This window comes from Phyllobacterium sp. SL163, assembly GCF_049896885.1.
GTDB lineage: Bacteria > Pseudomonadota > Alphaproteobacteria > Rhizobiales > Rhizobiaceae > Phyllobacterium > Phyllobacterium calauticae.
The window spans coordinates 645,414-667,325 of record NZ_JAFCVE010000001.1 but is presented as its reverse complement, the minus strand read 5'-3'; the positions used below and the strand labels follow the sequence as shown (position 1 = coordinate 667,325).

At 58.8% G+C, this 21,912-nt stretch carries 24 protein-coding genes and 1 tRNA gene; 18 read left to right on the top strand and 7 right to left on the bottom strand.

Annotated elements, in window-relative coordinates; genetic code table 11:
* Positions 1–197 precede the first annotated feature (197 nt).
* Positions 198–908 (bottom strand): DUF4145 domain-containing protein, encoded by a 711-nt coding sequence (locus tag ACP7B1_RS03355; RefSeq protein ID WP_346308209.1) that lies wholly within the window; start codon positions 906–908, stop codon positions 198–200.
* Positions 909–1,222: 314 nt separating this feature from the next.
* Between ACP7B1_RS03355 and ACP7B1_RS03350 the strand changes: the two genes are divergently transcribed.
* Positions 1,223–1,399, top strand: coding sequence for a hypothetical protein (locus ACP7B1_RS03350; RefSeq protein WP_346308210.1), 177 nt, complete (start codon positions 1,223–1,225; stop codon positions 1,397–1,399).
* A gap of 82 nt (positions 1,400–1,481) precedes the next feature.
* Positions 1,482–1,988, top strand: a complete 507-nt coding sequence (locus ACP7B1_RS03345) for a DUF2569 family protein (RefSeq protein WP_346308211.1) — start codon at positions 1,482–1,484, stop codon at positions 1,986–1,988.
* A 74-nt stretch (positions 1,989–2,062) separates the two neighbouring features.
* Here ACP7B1_RS03345 and ACP7B1_RS03340 read toward each other — a convergent pair whose 3' ends face one another.
* Both ACP7B1_RS03340 and ACP7B1_RS03335 read right to left on the bottom strand, forming a co-directional pair.
* Positions 2,063–3,409: a tyrosine-type recombinase/integrase gene (locus ACP7B1_RS03340; protein WP_346308212.1), complete on the bottom strand. Its 1,347-nt coding sequence runs from the start codon at positions 3,407–3,409 to the stop codon at positions 2,063–2,065.
* Between the two features lie 88 nt (positions 3,410–3,497).
* Positions 3,498–3,582 (bottom strand) — tRNA-Leu (locus ACP7B1_RS03335).
* A 281-nt stretch (positions 3,583–3,863) separates the two neighbouring features.
* Here ACP7B1_RS03335 and ACP7B1_RS03330 point away from each other — a divergent pair.
* Positions 3,864–4,454 carry a YqaA family protein gene (locus tag ACP7B1_RS03330; RefSeq protein ID WP_105734551.1) on the top strand — a complete coding sequence of 197 codons (591 nt, stop codon included), beginning with the start codon at positions 3,864–3,866 and terminating at the stop codon, positions 4,452–4,454.
* Between the two features lie 34 nt (positions 4,455–4,488).
* Positions 4,489–4,995, top strand: coding sequence for a disulfide bond formation protein B (locus ACP7B1_RS03325; RefSeq protein ID WP_346308213.1), 507 nt, complete (start codon positions 4,489–4,491; stop codon positions 4,993–4,995).
* A 34-nt stretch (positions 4,996–5,029) separates the two neighbouring features.
* Here ACP7B1_RS03325 and ACP7B1_RS03320 read toward each other — a convergent pair whose 3' ends face one another.
* Positions 5,030–5,587, bottom strand: a complete 558-nt coding sequence (locus ACP7B1_RS03320) for an HNH endonuclease (RefSeq protein WP_346308214.1) — start codon at positions 5,585–5,587, stop codon at positions 5,030–5,032.
* Positions 5,588–5,696: 109 nt separating this feature from the next.
* Positions 5,697–6,341: a DNA-3-methyladenine glycosylase gene (locus ACP7B1_RS03315; protein ID WP_346308215.1), complete on the bottom strand. Its 645-nt coding sequence runs from the start codon at positions 6,339–6,341 to the stop codon at positions 5,697–5,699.
* Between the two features lie 73 nt (positions 6,342–6,414).
* Between ACP7B1_RS03315 and gluQRS the strand changes: the two genes are divergently transcribed.
* Together gluQRS and ACP7B1_RS03305 are read left to right on the top strand one after the other, a co-directional pair.
* Positions 6,415–7,290: a tRNA glutamyl-Q(34) synthetase GluQRS gene (gene gluQRS / locus ACP7B1_RS03310; RefSeq protein ID WP_346308216.1), complete on the top strand. Its 876-nt coding sequence runs from the start codon at positions 6,415–6,417 to the stop codon at positions 7,288–7,290.
* Positions 7,291–7,363: 73 nt separating this feature from the next.
* A complete protein-coding gene (locus tag ACP7B1_RS03305; protein ID WP_346308217.1) occupies positions 7,364–8,248 on the top strand; it encodes a DMT family transporter in 885 nt (294 codons plus the stop codon).
* On the opposite strand, the gene ACP7B1_RS03300 is transcribed toward ACP7B1_RS03305, so the two are convergent.
* A complete protein-coding gene (locus ACP7B1_RS03300; protein WP_223613534.1) occupies positions 8,215–9,069 on the bottom strand; it encodes a YihY/virulence factor BrkB family protein in 855 nt (284 codons plus the stop codon). The two genes, ACP7B1_RS03305 and ACP7B1_RS03300, sit on opposite strands and share 34 nt — an antisense overlap.
* Before the next feature lie 116 nt (positions 9,070–9,185).
* Here ACP7B1_RS03300 and ACP7B1_RS03295 point away from each other — a divergent pair, with 116 nt between their 5' ends.
* The 11 genes from ACP7B1_RS03295 to ACP7B1_RS03245 all read left to right on the top strand — a co-directional run bounded on the left by ACP7B1_RS03295 (position 9,186) and on the right by ACP7B1_RS03245 (position 19,190).
* Entirely contained in the window at positions 9,186–10,019 is an 834-nt protein-coding gene (locus ACP7B1_RS03295; protein ID WP_346308218.1) for an SDR family oxidoreductase, read from the top strand.
* Positions 10,020–10,047: 28 nt separating this feature from the next.
* Positions 10,048–10,245 carry a twin transmembrane helix small protein gene (locus ACP7B1_RS03290; RefSeq protein WP_105734544.1) on the top strand — a complete coding sequence of 66 codons (198 nt, stop codon included), beginning with the start codon at positions 10,048–10,050 and terminating at the stop codon, positions 10,243–10,245.
* 14 nt (positions 10,246–10,259) lie between these two features.
* Entirely contained in the window at positions 10,260–10,841 is a 582-nt protein-coding gene (locus ACP7B1_RS03285; protein ID WP_346308219.1) for a cob(I)yrinic acid a,c-diamide adenosyltransferase, read from the top strand.
* Positions 10,842–10,858: 17 nt separating this feature from the next.
* A complete protein-coding gene (locus tag ACP7B1_RS03280) occupies positions 10,859–11,620 on the top strand; it encodes a rhomboid family intramembrane serine protease (RefSeq protein WP_223613537.1) in 762 nt (253 codons plus the stop codon).
* A 362-nt stretch (positions 11,621–11,982) separates the two neighbouring features.
* Positions 11,983–12,732: an electron transfer flavoprotein subunit beta/FixA family protein gene (locus ACP7B1_RS03275; RefSeq protein ID WP_346308220.1), complete on the top strand. Its 750-nt coding sequence runs from the start codon at positions 11,983–11,985 to the stop codon at positions 12,730–12,732.
* A 21-nt stretch (positions 12,733–12,753) separates the two neighbouring features.
* Complete coding sequence (locus tag ACP7B1_RS03270) at positions 12,754–13,683, top strand: electron transfer flavoprotein subunit alpha/FixB family protein (protein WP_426136462.1); 930 nt, start codon at positions 12,754–12,756, stop codon at positions 13,681–13,683.
* Between the two features lie 100 nt (positions 13,684–13,783).
* Positions 13,784–14,665 carry a 3-hydroxybutyryl-CoA dehydrogenase gene (locus ACP7B1_RS03265; protein ID WP_223613540.1) on the top strand — a complete coding sequence of 294 codons (882 nt, stop codon included), beginning with the start codon at positions 13,784–13,786 and terminating at the stop codon, positions 14,663–14,665.
* Between the two features lie 185 nt (positions 14,666–14,850).
* Positions 14,851–15,891, top strand: a complete 1,041-nt coding sequence (locus ACP7B1_RS03260; RefSeq protein ID WP_346305045.1) for a TerC family protein — start codon at positions 14,851–14,853, stop codon at positions 15,889–15,891.
* A gap of 21 nt (positions 15,892–15,912) precedes the next feature.
* Positions 15,913–16,551 (top strand): exopolysaccharide biosynthesis protein, encoded by a 639-nt coding sequence (locus ACP7B1_RS03255; protein WP_223613542.1) that lies wholly within the window; start codon positions 15,913–15,915, stop codon positions 16,549–16,551.
* Positions 16,552–16,553: 2 nt separating this feature from the next.
* Complete coding sequence (locus ACP7B1_RS03250) at positions 16,554–17,030, top strand: YaiI/YqxD family protein (protein ID WP_346305046.1); 477 nt, start codon at positions 16,554–16,556, stop codon at positions 17,028–17,030.
* A gap of 210 nt (positions 17,031–17,240) precedes the next feature.
* A complete protein-coding gene (locus ACP7B1_RS03245) occupies positions 17,241–19,190 on the top strand; it encodes a DEAD/DEAH box helicase (RefSeq protein ID WP_346305047.1) in 1,950 nt (649 codons plus the stop codon).
* 565 nt (positions 19,191–19,755) lie between these two features.
* Here ACP7B1_RS03245 and tlpA read toward each other — a convergent pair.
* Complete coding sequence (gene tlpA / locus ACP7B1_RS03240; protein ID WP_223613545.1) at positions 19,756–20,436, bottom strand: thiol:disulfide interchange protein TlpA; 681 nt, start codon at positions 20,434–20,436, stop codon at positions 19,756–19,758.
* Positions 20,437–20,482: 46 nt separating this feature from the next.
* On the opposite strand from tlpA, the gene argH reads away from it, so the two are divergent.
* Complete coding sequence (gene argH / locus ACP7B1_RS03235) at positions 20,483–21,883, top strand: argininosuccinate lyase (RefSeq protein WP_223613546.1); 1,401 nt, start codon at positions 20,483–20,485, stop codon at positions 21,881–21,883.
* The last annotated feature ends 29 nt before the right edge of the window (positions 21,884–21,912 follow it).

Genomic DNA, 21,912 nt, shown 5'->3' with positions numbered 1-21,912 from the left:
TTTGGCCCGTACGGCGCGGTCGAAAGCGGCGCGCTACTCCGGCAAGGGCGGTCTATTGTTTACTGCAAGGAGTGGCGGGTGGCACGGGGGTAAATCCCAGCAGTCTTTTCTCATGATGCCACCTAAGATTTCTACAGCAAAACATTCGGCAACCCGCATGAGCTATTTTGGTCCTGCTACGCCTTCTTTGTGCACCACTAGCTGACATTAGTCTGTCTACGCTGCTCACGTCTCTCCTGTGCAAGTCTCAACCGCGCCGGAACAGTGTAGAGTGTCTGAAGCACTTCAACGGTGAAATCAGCGATGTCGTCAACTACTGCTTGCGTTAGATTGACGTCATGGACACCGTCGTTACCGTCCTGCTGAATACAATGGGATAATTCCTCAAGAGATTTCGCCATCCTTCCGTTTTCAAACAGCCACTTTAACCTTAGACCTAGGGACCGCCGAATGTTCCTATTAGGCTCTTCACCTTCTGGTGGCATTAGCGGTTTCGTGGCTAAATCTAGACAGGCCCGATACATCGCGCTGGAAGCGTTCCAACATTGCACGCTTTGACACGTGGCGGCCTCTTGAAAAGCAATGATGATATCAGCAGGGAGATGCTCGGGTGGCTGTTGTTGCGCTAAATCTGATAAATTAACGTAACCTTCGTAATCAACAATATCGTTGATGTACCCGCCAAATGCCGTAAGACAATTGAGTTCGTTAGCAAAAAAATGCTCGTAGGCATATGATGTTTGCACCACAAGATGGATCATGGCTTTATGGCAGTGCCCACAAACACTGAATACTTCAAACGAACGTTGCCAATTGCTTTGATATTTACCTAGATAATTCTGTCCCCGCACCTCGAAAGTAGAATTGACGGTATCGCATCGCGGACAGGTCGCTCTAATGAATGCCAATCTATCCCCCCAAAACTTGTAAAAATAGCGCCACGAAATAAAAGCAGTTTAGGGGCGATTACCCGAAAGTAAATGTAAAAGTCTTGTCCAAGAGCATCATTGTCATGACTTGGATACACCATGTGGATATCTACGACGGACAGAGCGCGACCTATCATCCACGCCAAAGGAAACCGAGGGGTTACAGAGGATTTCTGGCGGCGGCTTTATCTATTATCAAACCACCTGAGATTTCTACAGCAAAACATTCGACAACTAATGCCAGCATAATCAACGCTATGGACAGCCAAGGTAACCAAGTGATAGCGGGCTGAATGGACACGATATTTGATATCATCGAAATTGCCGCTGGTTGCCTAGGGTTGGCTATCGCTGCATGGTTTATCTATGTCATTTGGAAAGAACGGACTGACCTTGGCATATGGGTGGCCGTTGGTTTCACCGTGTTTGTAGTGGGTGCGGTATTGAAGAGCGCAGGGTTTATGGGCTGAGACAAACCGCCTTGCAAATTCACGCAAAGCCGCGACATGATACCCCGACCATTTGGAAGCGTTGAACAGGGGCAATGCCGAATTGACAGACGAAATAGTGTTGACCCAATCTTCTCCGGCCCTCCCGCGCCTCAAGATTGGAGGGTGGTTGGTTCCGGTAATCGCTATCTTTTCTTATGCTGTCGTCAAATCGGGGTTTGATTTGATTAGTTGGGGCACTCTTGTTCTTAGGTCGGAAATCGGGCCTCAACGATTTGGTGTTGGATATGCTCTTATCGTTCAACAAATAATCGTGGGCGTTTTCATTAATTTGATTTGGCTGATTGTGGGGTCTTGGAGCCTGAAATTGCTCTTTGATAATGACCGCAGGGCACCGAAACTACTCGTCGGTCTTATGGTCTTGGCACTAATCTCAAGGGCATCGGATGTCTACAATGCCTTTGAATTGGCCTCGCTTTCGTCCGATTATGCCACCAAACGTCATGTTATCTATCCGGTCTTAGTCAAGGCTATTTTCAACACGACAATATGTATCATCGGCATTTGCTACGTTCTCATTTCTAAACGCGTAAAGAACACGTTTCGATAGGGCGAAGGTTAGAGACGAAACACAACCGTTTCGAAGATTGCCGGACCGCATTGAGGAAGATTTTCCTTGCTCTGCTACTGAGTAACGCCCACGGTCAACCGCATGGCCGCTGTTGTGACCTCCAATCGAGCCGCGTCGGAACCGTACCGATTACCCTCGCCGTTTATAGCGTGACCTAGGATCAACTTTCGATCATGTTCGCTGACACCGGCCTTGATCATTCGATCCTGCATGTTGTGCCGCAGGGAATGGACGGTAACGCGCTTATCGCTGACAATCTTCCGAACGGATTTCATCAAGGCGGCTGAGGCAGCGTCCCCACCACGGTCCCGCCCATATCGCTTGAACAATGGCCCATCGACTTTACCGCTCAAGGCTTCCGTTGCCGCGGCCAGTGCGTCCCCTGCCAAAGGAACTTTCCTGACGCTTGCGTTATTCTTGAGCCGCCTCAGAGCGTTGAAACGTATGTCAATGTGGGGCGTCGCCGTGCCGTCCACGACAACATCTTGCACCTCAAGGCCCGCTATCTCCGAAAGCCTCGCGCCGGTTCCTTCTAGCAAGCGCCATATAATTCCAAGGTCAGCACCAGCATGTTCTATAACCCGCGCTCTGGTCTGCTCAAGCTGCTTTGGTGAGAAAGGGTTCCTCTCATCGCGGTCGCTCTTGCCTGTCGTCTTGAGGCCTTTAATTTCAATCTTTATGAATGGATTGAAAGCGACATTCCCCAATTCAAACTCGGTAATGCCGTAGTTGATGATTGCCCGAATATCATTGGCGTAACGGTGAACCGTGGCGGGACTAATGCCCAAACTAAGCATATGCGCTATGACCTCACGGGCGTGTGATCTGGTCAGTTTGTCCAGTGGCAAATCTTTACCCAATGCCGTCTGCATATAATCGGCAACCCTGCCCACCCGTTGAAGCTTTATCTTCTCGTTGTCCTCCCCCTCAACCTTTGCCTTGATGTAAAGACGTTTTGCATCTTCGAAGGTCGCCATCGGTGGGCGAACGTTCCCGCTGCCGTTCAACATACCAACGGCCAAGCTGTCGATCTTGTCAGCGACTTGGAAGTTTTCAGCAACTATGTCAGCCTCAATAAGCTCACCCGGTTCCCTATAGAGAGGTTCCGTGGGGTCAATGCCTAGCTTTTGGAGACGGGTAAGCGCTTCGCTAAAGTCTTCTCTCGCTGTGCTGATGGCCTCAGCGGTTGCTGTCTTCGGCTTTCTCGCATCGGCAATTTGCCGCTCTACCCATGAATTATACGTCGGCCATGCCTTGATTGCCGCTGTCTCAGTAAGGCCAAGCACCTTCTTAAATTCATACTTGCCGACAATATCCCGCAATTCCTTAGGCACTTGCCGCCTATATTCGAAGCTACCTGTCTTCGTTCGGGTCATGTATTTCAAGATAATCGTCTTCATTTCTGGTCCTTGGTCAGTACCCCGGACAGTACCAAAAGGACGAATTGTCTAATGAAATCAATTGCTGATTGGCTGTTTAAGCCTTTGTTGGTGCCCCCTGCCGGAATCGAACCAGCACTCCTCTCGGAACCTGATTTTGAGTCAGGCGCGTCTACCAATTCCGCCAAGGGGGCCGCAATGTGCACCGGCCGCGGGCGAACCACAGCCGTCAAAGCCAAATACAGGCAGACCCCACGCCGGTCAACACCATTCCAACGTTTTCTGCCGGGATAACATGTCTGTGTGTTGCGAAGGCGGACACCGCCCGCTACAGCCGATTTGCAGCCCGGAAAGCACGGCCGCAGCATGCCAGATCGTCAACCGCACACAATTTCCATAGAAACGATTCCGTTTTTCCCGGGCATGGGGTAAGGATCGCCAGCTTTATCGAACCGACACCCACAGGAATCACGCCATGCTGCGCAGACTTTATGATTGGACAATGTCACTGGCCGCGCGCAAATCGGCTGAGGTCTGGCTGGCGTTCATTGCCTTTGTCGAAAGCTCGGTCTTCGTCGTTCCTGCCGACGTGCTCTACCTGCCCATGGCGCTGGCACGGCCTGAACGCGCCTACCGCTACGCGCTTGTTGCCACGATCTTCTCGGTGCTGGGCGGTATCGCCGGATGGTTTCTCGGCCATTACGCCTATGAAGCCTTGGCCAAGCCCGTGCTCGAATTCTACGGCAAGCTCGACGCCTTCGAGCAGATGCGCGGCTCGACCAGCGCCGACATGATCCTCCTGCTGCTGATCACATCCGGCCTTGCCCATTTGCCGCCGATGAAGATCGTAACGATCCTGTCCGGCGCGGCCAACGTCAACATCTGGCTGTTCATCGTTTCCGCAGTGATCACACGCGGCGCCCGCTTCTTCTTTCTCGCCTGGCTTTTGCGCCGTTACGGCGAACCGATCCGCCATTTCATCGAAAAGCGCCTGGGCCTGATCGCGGCGGCGGCGGCGGCCGTGCTGATCCTGCTTTACGCCATACTGCACTATTACAGCTCCTGAACGATCCAACCTGAATGAGGATGTCAGACCCATCATGACGACGACCCGCTCTTCGCCGCATCTCAAGACAGCGGTTTTCCTGCTCCTTGCCATGATCGTCACCGTGGGCTCGGCGCTTGGCTTCCAGTATATCGGCGGCTATCTCCCCTGCAAATTGTGCCTTGAGCAGCGCTTTCCCTACTATGCGGGCATTCCGCTGATGGCACTCGCCGTGCTTGCGGCGGCCTTTCGCTGGCCTGCGGCTCTCACGCGCATGCTTCTGGCGCTCGGCGGCATCCTGATGCTGATCGGGCTCGGCCTTGCGGTGTTCCACTCCGGTGTCGAATGGAAGTTCTGGCCGGGACCGACCGATTGCACGGCGGTCAGCATGTCGATCACCACCAATGCTGGAAACCTCCTGAATGACATGAATGCGATCCATCCGCCCGCATGCGATACGGCGGCCCTGCGTGTGCTTGGCCTGTCCTTTGCCGGCTGGAATGCGATTGCCAGCCTGATCCTCGCGCTCATCGCCTTTCGCGGCGCAAAAAAGGCGGCCTGACGCCGCCTTTGCCGGATACAATGGAACTGGGGTCCTATGGCTCCAGTTCGACATCCCAGTAGAGATAATCCATCCAGCTTTCATGCAGATGGTTCGGCGGGAACAGCCGGCCATTGTTGTGCAGGTCATGCACCGTCGGGGCATAGGGCTTCTGCCGCGGCCACATCTTGGCTTTGTCCGGCATCAAGCCGCCCTTGCGCAGATTGCAGGGCGAACAGGCTGCAACGACATTTTCCCAGATCGTGGCACCACCGGCGCAACGGGGCGTCACGTGATCGAAGGTCAGATCATCCTCCGACCCGCAATACTGGCATTCGAACCGGTCGCGCAGGAAAACATTGAATCGCGTAAAGGCAGGCGTGCGCGACGGCTTGATGTAGGTTTTGAGGGAAACGACGCTCGGTACCCGCATTGCGAACGAGGGGGAGGAAACCTCATACTCGTATTCGGCAACGATATTCACACGGTCAAGGAAGACCGCCTTGATCGCGTCCTGCCAGGACCACAGCGACAAGGGATAATAACTGAGCGGACGGTAGTCCGCATTGAGTACCAGGGCCGGTAACCCGTCCGGCGAGACGGCTATTGTCAAGGAATCACCTCCCAGTCCAACCATCAGGCCCCATTATTGTAAGCTCGAGGTGACAGGAATGTGAAGCGCCATTGCATCTCAGGCTGCGAAAAACCCCGTTATTTCAACTTCATCCAACCGGTGTGCCATCCCGGCCACGGGTTGCGGCGTAATAAGCCCAGAAAAGCCGGGCCGCGACACCCCTCCACGGCGACCAGCGCTCCGCCAAAAGGCGCAGGGATTTCGAATCAGGTTTCACTGATTCGGCATAGGCATGGGCATAGGCGTGCTGCAGGGCAACGTCGCCGGACGGGAAAACATCCGCATGCCCGGCCGAAAACAGGAGATAAACTTCCGCCGTCCACGGCCCGATGCCCTTCACATTGGTCATGACGGTCATGGCTTCATCGATGGGGCGGTCGCACAGGTCGAACAGATCAAGCTCTCCGGCCATGATCGCCTCGCTGATCCGGGCCAGCGTCGCCTGCTTGGCGCGCGAAAGACCCGCCAGACGCCAGGCCTCCTCCCCCGCCCTGACGTAGTTTTCCGGGGTCAGCGGATCGACATGCTGGATCAGCCGCTTCCAGATCGAATCGGCACTGGCCTTCGATACCTGCTGCGAGACGATGACCGAGGCAAGGCTCTCGAAACCCGGCGCCCGCCGCCGCAGCGGCAACGGCCCTGCCCGCTCGGCAATCGCCGCCAGTTCGGGGTGTGCCGCCAGGAGGGCCGTCAGCCCTTCCGCAACATCGTCAAGCGTGTCTATTCTGCGCATGGAACCGTTCACTTTTCATCTCGGAACAAACACCGTATCAATCGACAAGGTCCTCACGCAAGAATCCCAGTTCATGACTGTCCCGGTTTTCCGCTTTGCTCCCAGTCCCAATGGCCACCTGCATCTCGGCCATGCCTATTCCGCCCTGCTCAACCGGCAGATGGCGCAGGCGGCCGGCGGGCGGCTTCTGCTGCGCATGGAGGATATCGACCGCGAACGCTGCACGCCCGAACTCGAAGCCGCCATGCAGGAGGATCTGCACTGGCTCGGACTTGACTGGGAAACGCCGGTGCGCCGCCAGTCCGAGCATTTCGGCGTCTACCGCGATGTGCTCGACCGCCTCATCCGCATGGACCTGGTATACCCCGCCTTCCTCAGCCGCGGCGACATCAAACGGGAAATGCAGAAAGCCACGGCCAAGGGGCTGGTATGGCCGCACGATCCGGACGGCGCGGCGCTCTATCCCGCAATCGACCGTACGATTTCCAAACGGGAGCGCCAGCGGCGTATGGATGACGGGCAGCCGTTTTCATGGCGGCTCCACATGGACCGCGCGCTTGCGCATGTGGGGGAACCTTTGTTATGGCATGAAACGGCCGATGGCGGGTCCGATATCGCAGCCCGGCCGCAGGATTGGGGCGATGTCATCATCGCCCGCAAGGACATGCCGACCAGCTATCACCTCTCCGTCGTCATTGACGATGCGCTGCAGGGCGTCAGTCATGTGGTGCGCGGCAGGGACCTGTTCCAGGCCACCGGCATCCACCGCCTGCTGCAGACCATTCTCGGACTGCAACCGCCGATCTATCACCATCACAGGTTGATCCTCGATCACGACGGCCAAAAGCTGTCCAAGAGCCGCAGGGATACCTCACTGCGCTCCTTGCGCGCGGCAGGGGTGACACGTGAGGACATCATCGGCCTGGCCGGATTGACACCACAACCTTAAAACAACATCTGGCTGCAGCACGGGCGTTCGTATAAACCTGCATCACAACTCATCCCGTGATCCGGTCCCCATCATGCCCGTCCGTTATTTTCCCGCCCTGTTCGTCCTCCTGTGGGCCACCGGCTTCATCGGCGCCCGCTATGCCATGCCCTACATGGAGCCTTTCCTGTTCCTGACGATCCGGTTTGTTATTGCCGGGGCCATTCTCGGCACCTGGGTCGTGCTGGCCGGCAACCAATGGCCGAGCGGGCGCGGCGCCATGCACGCGATCATCGCCGGCTGCCTGATCCACGGCGTCTATCTCGGCGCTGTGTTCTGGGCGATCCACCGAGGCTTGCCCGCTGGTATGTCGGCGCTGGTGGTCGGGTTGCAGCCGCTGATCACGGCGCTGATTGCCGGAGCCGTTCTCGGCGAGAAAATCCAGCCGCGTCATTGGGCCGGGCTGGCGGTCGGCTTTGTCGGCGTCGCCATGGTGCTCTGGCCAAAACTGTCGATTTCCGCCGATGGCATCACGCCGGCAACCGTCGGCGCGTCGATCCTTTCGGTGCTGGCCATCAGTGCTGGAACCGTTTGGCAGAAACGCTTTGTCGGCACCATCGACCTGAAGGCGGGTACGACGCTGCAATATCTCGGCGCGGCCGTGCTCACCGGCATCTTTTCGCTGCTGTTCGAAACCCACGCGGTGATCTGGGCCGCGCCTCTCGGCTTCGCGCTGTTCTGGCTGGTCTTCGTGCTGTCGATCGGCGCAGTGCTGCTGCTGATGGTCCTGATCAATCAGGGCGCCGTGTCGAAGGTTGCTTCGCTGTTCTATCTGGTACCCGGCGTGACCGCCCTGATGGCCTATGTGCTTTTCGGCGAAACACTGACGCTGTTCCAGCTGTGCGGCATGGTGGTGGCAACCCTCGGTGTCGCGCTGTCGACCGGTCAGAAGCGCTTGGCGACCCTGCCCTCGCGATAGTGGATGATGGCGGCATTGACCTCGGCGCCGATGATGAAAATTGCGGCGATGATATAGAGGAAGACGATTGCCGCCATGATCGAGGCCAGTCCTGCATAGGTCGACACATAGGATGCGAACGTCTCGAGATAGCTCGCGAAAATCGATGCGCCGACGATCCACGCCAGCAGGGTCACGAGGATGCCCGGCAGGATATCGATGAGCTTGCGCCGCCCCGCCGGCAGCCACAGATGCGCCACCAGCAGCCCGACGATCAGCACGGCAGAGGCAATGCAGTAGCGCCAGAAGCCGATGGTGCCGGACAGAACGTCAAGCTCGGGAACCCATTTGCTGGCAATCCGTACCGCCAGCGGCGCCAGCACCAGGAGAAAGCTGATGGCCATGATGCCGACGGTGGCCACGATCACATAGCCCAGGCTTTGCAGGCGGCAATAGATGATCGAGCGCGTATCAACCACCCGGTAGGCGCGGTTGAGTGCAATGCGCAGCGCTTCGATGCCGTTGGAGGCAAAATAGGCGGCGGCGATCACGCTGATGGTCAGGAGCCCGCCACGCTGGACGTTGAGAACATTGCGCACCTCCTGCGCAATCGGCCGGGCAATCACCTCGGGCCAGGTGTCGAACACCACATGCACCGCCGTATCGGTAAAGGCGCTGGCGCCGAGAAAGCTGGCAAGCGAGGTGGCGAAAATCAGAAACGGAAACAGCGCCAGGATGCCCGACAGCGCCACGTGGCTGGCGAGAGCCCAGCCGTCATCCGTGCTGAAATGCCTCAATGTGTCGAAGGTCACCCGCCGGAGAAAAACATATACTCTACGCATTGAAAATGGTTTGTCCCTTTAGTGCGGGTCCGACCCCTCGTGACATTGCAAGGCGCGGGCGAATATGTGAAGTCTTTTTTTGATTTTACCATTCGGTTTGCAGCAATCGGAAAAGAATGACCAGTTCCAGAACGATTTTGATCACAGGATGTTCCAGCGGCATCGGCGCCCATTGCGCCCGCGCCCTCAAGGCGGATGGCTGGCAGGTCTTTGCCACGGCGCGGCGAACCGAGGATATCGCAGCGCTTCAAGCCGACGGCCTTTCGGCCCATTATCTCGATTATCGCGAGCCGGATTCCATCCGGGCGCTCGTTGACAATGTGCTCGCCGCGACCGGCGGCACACTCGATGCGCTTTACAACAATGGCGCCTATGCGTTGCCGGGCGCCGTGGAAGACCTGCCCATCGAAGGCTTGCGCGAACAGTTCGATGCCAATTTCTTCGGCTGGCATGAGCTGACCCGGCACATCGTCCCGGTGATGCGCCGTCAGGGCCATGGGCGGATCGTGCATTGCTCGTCGATTCTCGGGCTCGTGCCGATGAAGTGGCGCGGGGCCTATGTCGCGTCGAAATTCGCTCTGGAAGGCCTGATGCTGGTCCAGCGCATGGAGCTTGAAGGCTCCGGCATCCACGTGTCGCTGATCGAGCCGGGACCGATTGCCTCGCGCTTCACATACAATGCGCTGCAGCAGATCGAGAAATATATCGATGTCGAGAATTCGGTGCATCGGGCGGATTATCAGAAGCAGATCGCCCGCCTGTCGCAGGGCGGCACCAAGTCCCGCTCCAAGCTTGGCCCGGAAGCGGTCTACGCCGTGCTCAAGGATGCGCTGGAAAATCCGCATCCCAAACCGCATTATCTCGTCACGCGCCCCGCGAAATTTGCGGTTCTTGCCCGCAGATTTCTGTCGTCGCGTGCGCTATACCGCATGCTTGCCGGCCAGTCCTGAAAGCGCTCCGGCCTGAAAAGGAAAAACCATGGATATCATCTTCAAGTTTCTGGCAGTCGTTGCCATTGCCGCCGTCACCGTCGTGCTTCTGATCGGTTTGCGCAACATGATGAAGGGCGGCGATGCCAACTTTTCCAACAAGATGATGCAGCTGCGCATTTTCCTGCAGCTGGTGGCGATCATTCTCATCGTCGGCGCGATTTACTTTCACCGCGCCGCCAGCTGACCGCGGGATAGGCCATGGTCAAGCTCAACAGGATCTACACCAGGACCGGCGATGACGGCACCACCGGGCTCGGCAGCGGCGAGCGCCGTCTGAAGCACGACCTGCGCGTCGAAGCCTATGGCACGGTCGATGAAGCCAATGCCTGCGTGGGACTGGCGCGGCTGCATACGGCGGAGCAGTTTCCGGAAATCGACGCCATGCTCGCCCGCATCCAGAACGATCTGTTCGATCTCGGCGCCGATCTGGCCACACCCGATACCGGGGAAAAGCTCGCATACGAACCGTTGCGCATGATCGACACCCAGGTCGCGCGCATCGAGGCGGATATCGATCTGTTGAATGAAAAGCTGGCGCCGCTGCGCTCCTTCGTCCTGCCGGGCGGATCGGCAGCCTCCGCTGCCCTGCATCTGGCGCGCACGGTGGCAAGGCGTGCCGAACGGCACATGGTGGCGCTGGCGCAAAGGCCTGATGAGGTCGTCACACCAGCCGCACTCAAATACATCAACCGCGTTTCCGATTTTCTCTTCGTCGCCGCGCGCGCCGTCAATGACAATGGCGCGAAGGACGTGTTATGGGTGCCCGGTAAGAACCGCTGAACGGGGGAACGGCGCCGATGTTCATTCCACTCTACGACGCCAACAGCCTCAAATACATCAAGCTGCAATATGTCACCCTGGCGCTGATTGCCCTCAATGTCATCATCTTCGGCCTGACGAGCCTTGCCGGGGCAGATTCAAAGACCGCCTCCATCGGCTTTGGCTATATCCCGTCGGTGGCGCACCATATGACGGTGCTGCCGCCGCGATATGATTTCGTGCCGCCCGCTTTCACCTATGTCACCTACGCCTTCCTCCATGCCGATATCTTCCATTTGGGCGGCAACATGTTGTTCCTCTGGGTCTTCGGTGACAATGTCGAAGACGCCATGGGCCATATCAGGTTCCTGATTTTCTACCTGCTCTGCGCCGCCGCCGGCGCTTTCCTGCACGGTACGCTCGATCCGTCTTCCGAGGGGCCGCTGATCGGGGCATCGGCCGCCATTGCCGGCGTGATCACCGCCTATCTGATGCTGCATCCGCGTGTGCGGGTTTGGGTGCTGGCTTTCGGCCGGATACCCCTGCGCATCCCCGCGCTCTATCCGCTCGTCCTCTGGATCGGGCTCCAGTTCGTCATGCTCGTCACCCATGGCGAAGACCGCATTTCCTGGTCCGGCCATGTCGGCGGCATCATTGCCGGCGCCCTGCTCCTCATCCCGTTCAAACGCCGCAGCGTGCCGCTGTTTGACCGGGCGATTGTCTCGCCGCGCGCCGTTATCGTCGACAAGCAGCCGCCGCAAACGCCACCCGAACCGCCTTCACCCCGATGGGGCCGTTGATCCCGCAAGTTTCAATCGTTTAAGCCCCAATAACAGCAAACTGGATGATTGACCTTTACGTTAGTCATATTTACGGTCCCGCACGATCCTGACACAGCCGCGGTCCGATTCTGACATTTGCACCCCTTTGATACAGGCCGTTCAAGCAAATGTCAGAATCAAAGGACCACGGCCAAATGTATGCTTGTAGTGGAACTTGTGAATTTGACATTCGCATCTCTCGCGTGATGTCCAACGGGATGCGAATGTCAAATTCGTTCCACTAATGTGTCGTTTTTTTCACCTCAATGTCGGCATCCGGCAAGCGGGTGCCATTGCCCGGCAGTTAAATCTGTCTGCAGTTCTTATGAGAGGGAGTCCCCATGAAAGTCCTCGTACCGGTAAAGCGGGTAGTCGATTACAATGTGAAGATCAGGGTTAAGGGCGACGGTTCCGGCGTTGAGCTTGCCAACGTGAAGATGTCGATGAACCCGTTCGACGAAATCGCGGTCGAGGAAGCGCTGCGCCTGAAAGAGGCCGGCAAGGTCGAGGAAGTGGTCGTTGTCTCCATCGGACCTGCACAGGCGCAGGAAACCATCCGCACGGCGCTTGCCATGGGTGCCGACCGCGGCATTCTGGTCAAGGTCGACGACATCGTCGAGCCGCTTGCCGTTGCCAAGATCCTCAAGGGCATTGTCGAAGCCGAACAGCCGCAGCTGGTCATTCTCGGCAAGCAGGCCATCGACGACGATGCCAACCAGACCGGCCAGATGCTGTCCGCTTTGCTTGGCTGGAGCCAGGGCACCTTCGCCTCCAAGGTCGAACTCGGCGGCGATACCGCCAAGGTTACCCGCGAAGTCGACGGCGGCCTGCAGACCATCGAAATCAAGCTGCCCGCCATCGTCACGACGGACCTGCGCCTCAACCAGCCGCGCTATGCCTCGCTGCCGAACATCATGAAGGCGAAGAAGAAGCCGCTGGATGAAAAGACCGCAGCCGATTACGGCGTCGACACCAAGCCGCGCCTCAAGGTTCTTAAGACCGAGGAGCCGGGCGGCCGCAAGGCAGGCGTCAAGGTCAAGGACGTTGCCGAGCTCATCAGCAAGCTGAAGAACGAAGCCGGCGTTCTCTAAGGATCAGGAAAGGAATTTACCATGGCTATTCTTCTTTTTGCCGAACACGATAATGAAACCCTTTCCGACCAGACCGCCAAGGCATTGACCGCAGCGCTCGCCATCGGTTCCGACGTGCATGTTCTGGTTGCTGGCAAGGGCGCCAAGGGTGTTGCCGACCAGGCCGCCAAGCTTGCCGGTGTCAAGAAGGTCCTGCTCGCCGACAGCGACGATCTGGCCAACCGCCTGGCGGAAGCCACTGCGGCGCTGATCGTTTCGATCGCCGGCAATTATGACACGATCATTGCCGCCGCAACCACCAACGGCAAGAACATCCTGCCGCGCGTTGCCGCCCTGCTGGACGTCATGCAGATCTCGGACATCATCGAGGTCATTGCGCCCGATACGTTCAAGCGCCCGATCTATGCGGGCAATGCCCTGCAGACCGTCCAGGCAACCGATGCCAAGCGCGTCATCACCGTGCGTACCGCCACCTTTGCGGCCGCCGGCGAAGGCGGTTCGGCTCCGGTCGAGACTGTTGCGGCCACCGCCAATCCGGGCCTGTCCACCTTCATCGAAGCCAAGCTTTCCGGCGGCGACCGTCCGGAACTGACCTCGGCCAAGATCATCATCTCCGGCGGCCGTGCCCTCGGCTCCAACGAGAAGTTCAAGGAAGTCATCCTGCCCGTGGCCGACAAGCTCGGCGCGGCTGTTGGTGCCTCGCGCGCCGCCGTCGATGCCGGTTACGCCCCGAACGACTGGCAGGTTGGCCAGACGGGCAAGGTGGTAGCCCCTGATCTCTACATCGCCGTCGGCATTTCGGGTGCGATCCAGCATCTGGCCGGCATGAAGGACTCCAAGGTCATCGTTGCCATCAACAAGGACGAGGAAGCACCGATTTTCCAGGTCGCCGATTACGGCCTGGTCGGCGATCTTTTCGTCATTCTGCCGGAACTCGAAAAAGCGCTTTGAATTTCATCGCAAGATTGAAATGAATCTGCATGGCCGGGGTAGACGAACGCTACCCCGGCCATTTAGTTTGGTGCTACAAAGAAAAGAAACGGATGGAAACATGGCTGGCTCGATCAAAACTGTAGGCATTGTTGGTGCGGGACAAATGGGCGGAGGAATCGCTCACGTCTGTGCACTGGCCGGATATGATGTTTTGATCCATGACCAGTCAGCCGACCAGCTGGAAAAGGCCATCGCCACCGTCAACGGCAACATGGCCCGGCAGGTTTCCCACGGCAAGCTTGAGGAAGCCGAGCGTGTCAAGGGCATGTCGCGCATCCGTCCGGCCCTGCGTATCGAAGACCTCGCCGGTGTCGATCTGGCCATCGAGGCCGCGACAGAGGATGAAACGGTCAAGCGCAAGATTTTTGCCCAGCTCTGCCCCAACCTCAATCCGGAAGCGATCCTCGCAACCAACACCTCCTCCATCTCGATCACGCGGCTTGCCGCCACCACGGACCGTCCGGAGCGCTTCATCGGCATCCACTTCATGAATCCGGTTCCAGTGATGAAGCTGGTCGAGCTGATTCGCGGCATTGCCACGGAAAACGTCACGTTCGAGATCGCGCGCGAATTCGTTACCAGCCTCGACAAGACGCTTACGGTCTCCGAAGATTTCCCGGCCTTCATCGTCAACCGCATCCTGCTGCCGATGATCAACGAAGCCATCTACGTGCTCTACGAGGGCGTGGGTTCAGTCGAAGCCATCGATACGGCGATGAAACTGGGCGCCAATCACCCGATGGGCCCGTTGCAGCTTGCCGATTTCATCGGCCTCGACACATGCCTGTCGATCATGCAGGTGCTGCATGATGGGCTCGCGGATTCGAAATACCGCCCCTGCCCGTTGCTGGTCAAATATGTCGAAGCCGGCTGGCTGGGACGCAAGGCCGGGCGCGGCTTCTACGACTATCGCGGCGAGAACCCTGTTCCGACCCGCTGAGGGCGCCAAGCGCCGTTCAATACGGCGGCCACGGATTATTTATTTCATTCAAACCCTTGCATTGACCCCTGCCGCTCCCCAATTCAGGCAGAATTGCAGCACCGGGCCCCTCTGGCGAGAGTTACCGGCTCTCTCGTGATGTCGGAGCTGTAATCTGGAACCGATGCCGGCGGATCATTTTTCACATGGAGCTTCTGTTTGTTGATGCCATGGGCAAGCCCCTATGGATGTGGCTTGGCTTTTTTGCCCTTGTTCTTGTGCTTCTCGTCCTCGACCTGGGCGTTCTCAACCGAAAAAATCACGATATAGGCATGCGCCAGAGCCTTTTGCTCTCGGCGTTCTACATCAGTCTCGGCGTCGCCTTCGGCGGCTTCATCTGGTGGGAGCTGGGCAGCGAGTCCGGCATGCAGTACCTCACCGGCTTCGTCGTCGAGAAAAGCCTGGCGATGGACAATATTTTCGTCATCGCCATGATTTTCGGCTATTTTGCCATTCCCAAGCAATATCAGCACCGGGTGCTCGTCTACGGCATTCTCGGTGTCGTCATTCTTCGCGGCATCATGATCGCGGCGGGTGCGGCCATTGTCGAACAATATGAGTGGGTCCTCTATCTCTTTGCCGCGTTCCTGATCATCACCGGCATCCGCATGCTCATGGCCGGCGACGACGAGTTCGACGTCTCGGCCAATCCGGTCTTCAAGTTCATGCGCAAGCGTTTCCGCGTCACCGAAGAGCTGCACGGGCAGAAATTCATGATCCGGCGCACCGACCCGCATACGGGCAAGTCGAAGACATGGATTACCCCGCTGCTTCTGGCACTCGTCATGGTGGAACTGGCGGATGTGATCTTCGCGGTGGATTCCATCCCGGCCATTTTTGCCATCACCACCGATCCCTATATCGTCTTCACCTCGAACATCTTCGCGATCCTTGGCCTGCGTGCGCTGTATTTCGCCCTCGCAAGCCTTATCCATCGCTTCGTCTATCTGAAATACGCACTGTCTCTCGTACTGGTGTTCATCGGCGGAAAGATTTTCGTGGCTGACGCTTTGGGGCTGGCAAAGATACCGCCGATGTGGTCACTCTCGATCACGCTCGGCATCCTTGCCGCCGGCATTTTCAGTTCGCTCTGGAAGACACGCAACGACGCGCCGGAACCCGAATTAACGATAGATGCAAAACCTGCCTCGACACCCTCTATCGCCGAGACAACGACGAAAGCATAATTGCATCGATGGAGAAGACGAATGAACGCTGACGGAAAACCGTATCATTGGGACCCCTTGGGTGACCCTGCGGAACGGCGTCTGTCCAGCATTCTGGTCAAGATCGGTGAAACAGACGCGGACAGGGTTTCGTTTGACGACATCCTGTCCGCGCTTTCCGAACGCAGCTTCGGCGCGCTGCTGATCCTCTTTGCAGCACTCAATCTGGTGCCGCTGCCGCCGGGGTCTTCGACGATCTTCGGCATTCCCCTGATCCTTCTTTCGCTGCAGATGCTGATCGGCCTGGAAAATCCGTGGTTTCCGGCCTTCCTGCGGAAGAAATCCCTGCGCACTGAAACCTATCGCCGTTTTGTCGGCAAGCTTGAACCGCTGCTCATCCGTTTCGAACGGCTGGCCCGCCCGCGCTACTGGCTGCTGCCGCAGGTCGTCATGGAGCGGATCGTCAGCCTTGCAGCGCTGGTCATGGCGCTCATCGTTGTGCTGCCTGTTCCGCTCATCAATCAGTTGCCGGCGCTCAGCATCATCCTGCTCAGCATCGGCCTCGGCGAACAGGATGGCGCATGGCTTGGCACCGGCTTTCTGGTGGCCGCGCTCGCCATCGGCTTTGCCATCGGCCTGGCCGCCTCCGTCGGTCTGGCCGCCCTCCACATCTTCGGTTGAGCATGAACGAGCAGAAAACCATCGCCATCTATGTCGACGCCGACGCCTGTCCGGTGAAAGCCGAGATTTACCGCGTTGCCGAGCGCTATGGCGTCAAGGTCTACGTTGTTTCCAATTCCTTCATGACCATTCCGCGCGATCCGATGATCGAACGCGTCATCGTCAGCGACGGTTTCGATGCGGCCGATGACTGGATCGCCGAACGGGTATCGCGCGGCGATGTGGTGGTGACAGCCGACATTCCGCTGGCCAGCCGCTGCGTGAAGGCAGGGGCCGACGCCATCTCGCCGACCGGCCGCGCGTTCACCGAGGCCTCCATCGGCAACACGCTGGCCACGCGCAACCTGATGGACGAACTGCGCTCGGCCGGCCAGATCACCGGAGGTCCGCGGCCATTTTCGCCCAAGGACCGCTCGAGCTTTCTCTCCGCGCTGGATCTGGCCATCGTCCGCCTGAAACGGGCCGGATTTGCTGTCTGACATTGCTTGGGCACGGGCAAGACGCGTGGTTGCCCGGCCTACCCACAACGAATTTGCACGGCTCCCCTGCATTGGCTCCCCATGCCCTGCCATTGACGAAATGAGCGATAACCTCTACGAGAGCGCAACAAAGCTATATGCGTGCCGCTCGTGCCCCAACATATGCCGAGCCGAAAACACCAGCCCAAACACGTACTTGAAAGTTCATTAATGACTATTTTCGATTCTATCGCCCCGGCGCTGTCCGGTGCATTGGCAGCCCGTGGTTACGAGACCCTGACGCCGGTGCAGACAGCTGTGCTTGCTCCGGAAGCGGACGGTGCGGATCTTCTCGTCTCCGCCCAGACCGGCTCCGGCAAGACAGTTGCCTTCGGCATTGCCATCGCACCGACCCTGCTTGAAGGCGAAGACCGCTTCACCTCGATCGGCGCACCCTATGCGCTGGTGATTGCCCCGACCCGCGAGCTCGCCCTGCAGGTGCGCCGCGAGCTGGAATGGCTCTATGAGAAGACCGGCGCCCGCATCGCTTCCTGCGTCGGCGGCATGGACATGACCAAGGAACGCCGCGCATTGCAGGGCGGCGCCCATATCGTTGTCGGCACGCCCGGCCGTCTGCGCGACCACATCACCCGCGGCTCGCTCGACATGACCGAACTGCGCGCCGTGGTGCTTGACGAAGCCGATGAAATGCTTGACCTCGGTTTCCGCGAAGACCTCGAATTCATCCTCGGCGAAGCGCCGAAGGACCGCCGCACGCTGATGTTCTCGGCCACGGTGCCGAAACCGATTGCCCAGCTGGCAAAACAGTTCCAGAACGATGCGGTGCGCATCACCGCGACCAGCGAAAAGTCCCAGCACAGCGATATCGAATATCACATCATGCCGGTGGCGCCGCGTGAGCGCGAAAATGCGATCATCAATGCGCTGCTGTTTTACGATGCCCAGAACACCATCGTCTTCGGTGCGACCCGCGAAGCGGTCAAGCATCTGACCAGCCGCCTGTCCAATCGCGGCTTTTCCGTTGTTTCGCTCTCCGGCGAGCTCAGCCAGGCCGAGCGCACCAATGCGCTGCAGGCCATGCGCGACGGCCGTGCCCGCGTTTGCGTGGCCACCGACGTGGCTGCACGCGGCATCGACCTGCCTAATCTCGATCTCGTCATCCATGCTGACCTGCCGACCAACCCGGACACGCTGCTGCACCGCAGTGGCCGTACCGGCCGTGCAGGCCGCAAGGGCATCTGCGTGCTGATCGTGCCGGCTTCGCGCCGCCGTTCGGCCGAGCGGCTGCTGCAGATGGCAAAGCTCAGCACCACGATGGTGCCGCCGCCGGATGCCGCTGCCATCAACAAGCGCAATCATGACCGCATCCTCAACGATCCGTCACTGACCGAAGTCATGACCGACGAGGAAGGCGAATATGTCCGCGAGCTTCTCGGCCTGCATTCCGCCGAGCAGATTGCCGCTGCCTATCTGCGCCAGCAGATGGCCGCGCGTCCTGCACCCGAAGAACTGTCGAACACGCCAGCCCACGTTCTCGAGCCGATCCGCAAGGGCAGCTATGATGACCGGCCCGGCCGTGGCGACCGGGGTGACCGCGCCGAGCGCGCGCCGCGTTCGGACCGTTTCGAACAGTTCGAGAGCGGCGCCTGGTTCTCGCTCAGCGTCGGCCGCAAGCAGCGCGCCGAGCCGCGCTGGCTGCTGCCGCTGATCTGCAAGGCCGGCGACATCACCAAGACCGACGTCGGTTCGATCAAGATTCTCGAGACCGAAACCCGCTTCGAAATCACTGCAAGCAAGGCCGACGCGTTTCTGGCCCGCATCAAGCAGTACGGCACCGGCGAAAAAGGCGTGAACATCACCCGCAGCGAGGCCGCAGGCTTCTCCTCCCCGCGCAGCGATTTCAAGCCGAAGAAGAGCTTTGGCGAAAAGCGCGAGTGGGACGACCGTAAGCCGCCCCGCGCCCGCGACGACCGCCCGCGTGACGACAAGTCGAAAGCCGACTGGGCAGCCAAGCCCGCCAAGGCCAAGCCGGAAGGCTGGACCGCGGAAAAACCCGAAAAGGTGAAGAAGCCCAAGGAGCGCAAGCCCGGCGATCCCTCCGGCTTCGACAAGTACAAGGCCAAGAAGGCCCGCAAGGCGGCAGCCGGTCAGCCGGAATAATCAGATCTTCGGATTGAATGAACAATGAACCCGCCGCGGATGAAAATCCCGGCGGGTTTTTTGCACATGCATGGCGCGTGGTTCGACAAGCTCACCATGAGGGAGAGGGGCTGGCTGCAAAGCTAATCGGAACATGCAGTTTGCGGCAATCTAGCAGAAATTGGCTCCCTGCAATCCTCCATCGCCCTCATGGTGAGCTTGTCGAACCACGCAAAAATGGCTCTGCTATCCACCTATTCAAAAGAATCTTGCCGACTTATCCAACACACCAAAACATCCCTTATCCTACCACTCGTCCTTTCCGGCGGGAATGCTTCCGGAAACTTTCGAAAGTCGGGAAAGGACCTGCGTTTCGGCCTGTGGGAGACCCCCAGGCCGGGAAGGTTCAGTCCAATGATGCGATGTTGGACGAAACCGGGTGCCGGGGCGGGTGGTCCAAGGGATCGCAACAACCGCAACACCAACCAAAGACTTCAGCGCTCCCGATGGACCGCCCGTCTTTCCCACCTTCTCAACAGCCAGACGCGACAGCGGGCGTGGCAACGGCCCGCCGCATTGCAAGCAATCACTGCGCCGCGATGGCGGCATCGATCAGACGCACGGCGTCATCGCTTTCCCACGGCGCCGGACCGTTCATGGCGGCAATCTGGCAGCCCTCCTTGTCGACGATCATCGTCACCGGCAGGCCGAACGCCAGGTTCTTGCGCTTGAGCTCATTGAACACACCCATGGTCGGATCGCGGTAGAGCGCCAGTGATTTCACGCCGATATCCGCCAGGAAACCTTTCGGCTTCTGGTCGTCGCCCGTATCGATATTGATCGTCACGACCTGAAAATTGTCGCCGCCCTTCTTGGTCTGCAGCGCATCGAGCGCTGGCATCTCTTCGCGGCAGGGCGCGCACCAGGTGGCCCAGAGATTGACAAGGACGGTCTTGCCCTTGAAATCCGCCAGCCGCATCGGCTTGCCGTCGGGTCCGGTGAAGGACAGTGCGGACATGGATTGCGGCTTCTCAGCCCCGCGCATGGCCGCAACGGCGCCCGTGGCGGCGGCATCGATCTTCCTCGCCGTGTCGGTCTTGGCAGTGCATTGATCGGTCGTGTTTGTTCCGGCAACAATATTGCCAGAAGGCCGCTCCATCACGTATACCCCAACCGCACCGGCGACTATGCCTGCGAGCGCGGCAAGAACAATAATTTTCCTGCTGCCGCCTGAAGTGGTTTTCTGTGTTTCGTTGCCGTTGTCCATATCTTACACTTTCCGTCTATCCACCCCGGTTTACCCAAGGCTTACAATGTCCGACAAGAAAAACAGCAACGAAATGTGGGGAGGCCGTTTCGCCTCAGGTCCGGCCGCCATCATGGAAGAAATCAACGCTTCCATCGGGTTTGACCAGAAACTCTATGCCCAGGACATTCGCGGTTCACTTGCCCATGCTGCCATGCTTGCGAAAACCGGCATAATCGCGGCGGACGACCACGACAAGATCGCAAAGGGCCTGAACACGATATTGTCAGAGATCGAGAGCGGAAAGTTCGTTTTCTCACGCAAACTTGAAGACATTCACATGAATGTCGAGTCCCGCCTTGCTGAGCTGATCGGCGCGCCGGCAGGCCGCCTGCACACGGCGCGGTCGCGCAACGATCAGGTTGCCGTCGATTTCCGCCTGTGGGTCAAGGAGGAATTCCAGCGCACGGCAACCGCACTGAAAAAGCTGATCGAGGCTTTCCTGAAGCGCGCCGAGGAACATGCGGCAACCCTCATGCCCGGCTTTACCCATCTGCAGACCGCGCAGCCCGTCACCTTCGGCCATCACTGCATGGCCTATGTGGAAATGTTTGGCCGCGATCTCAGCAGGGTAAAGGACGCGATCGAGCGCATGGATGAATCGCCGCTCGGCGCCGCCGCGCTGGCGGGAACCGGCTTTCCCATCGACCGGCACATGACGGCGAAGGAACTCGGCTTCCGCGAACCCACCCGCAACTCGCTCGACAGTGTCTCTGACCGCGACTACGCCCTGGAATTCCTGTCGATGGCCGCCATTGCCGCCACGCATCTCTCCCGGCTGGCCGAGGAAATCGTCATCTGGTCGACGCCGCAGTTCGGCTTTGTGCGCCTGTCCGATTCCTTCTCCACCGGCTCGTCGATCATGCCGCAGAAGAAGAACCCCGATGCCGCCGAGCTGGTGCGCGCCAAGACCGGCCGCATCACCGGCTCGCTCGTCGGCCTGCTGACCGTCATGAAGGGCCTGCCGCTGACCTATTCCAAGGACATGCAGGAAGACAAGGAAGCCGTGTTCGATGCGGCCGAAACCCTTGAGCTCGCCCTGGCCGCCATGACCGGCATGGTCGGCGACATGACGATCAACACCGCGGCCATGAAAAAGGCCGCCGGTTCCGGCTATTCCACCGCCACCGACCTGGCGGATTGGCTGGTGCGCGAGCTTGGCCTGCCCTTCCGCGAGGCGCACCATGTCACCGGTCGCGCCGTCGCGCTGGCGGAAGAGAAGAAGAGCGAACTGGGCAAGCTGACGCTGGATGACCTCAAGGGCATTCACCCCGGCATCACCGAGGCCGTCTTCGGCTACCTCACCGTGGACAAATCCGTGCGCAGCCGCAAATCCTATGGCGGCACGGCGCCGGAGCAGGTGCGCAAGCAGATCAGGTTCTGGCAAAAACGCATCACGAAATCGTAAGTCCGACGATGGGGGATGCAAAGCGTTCC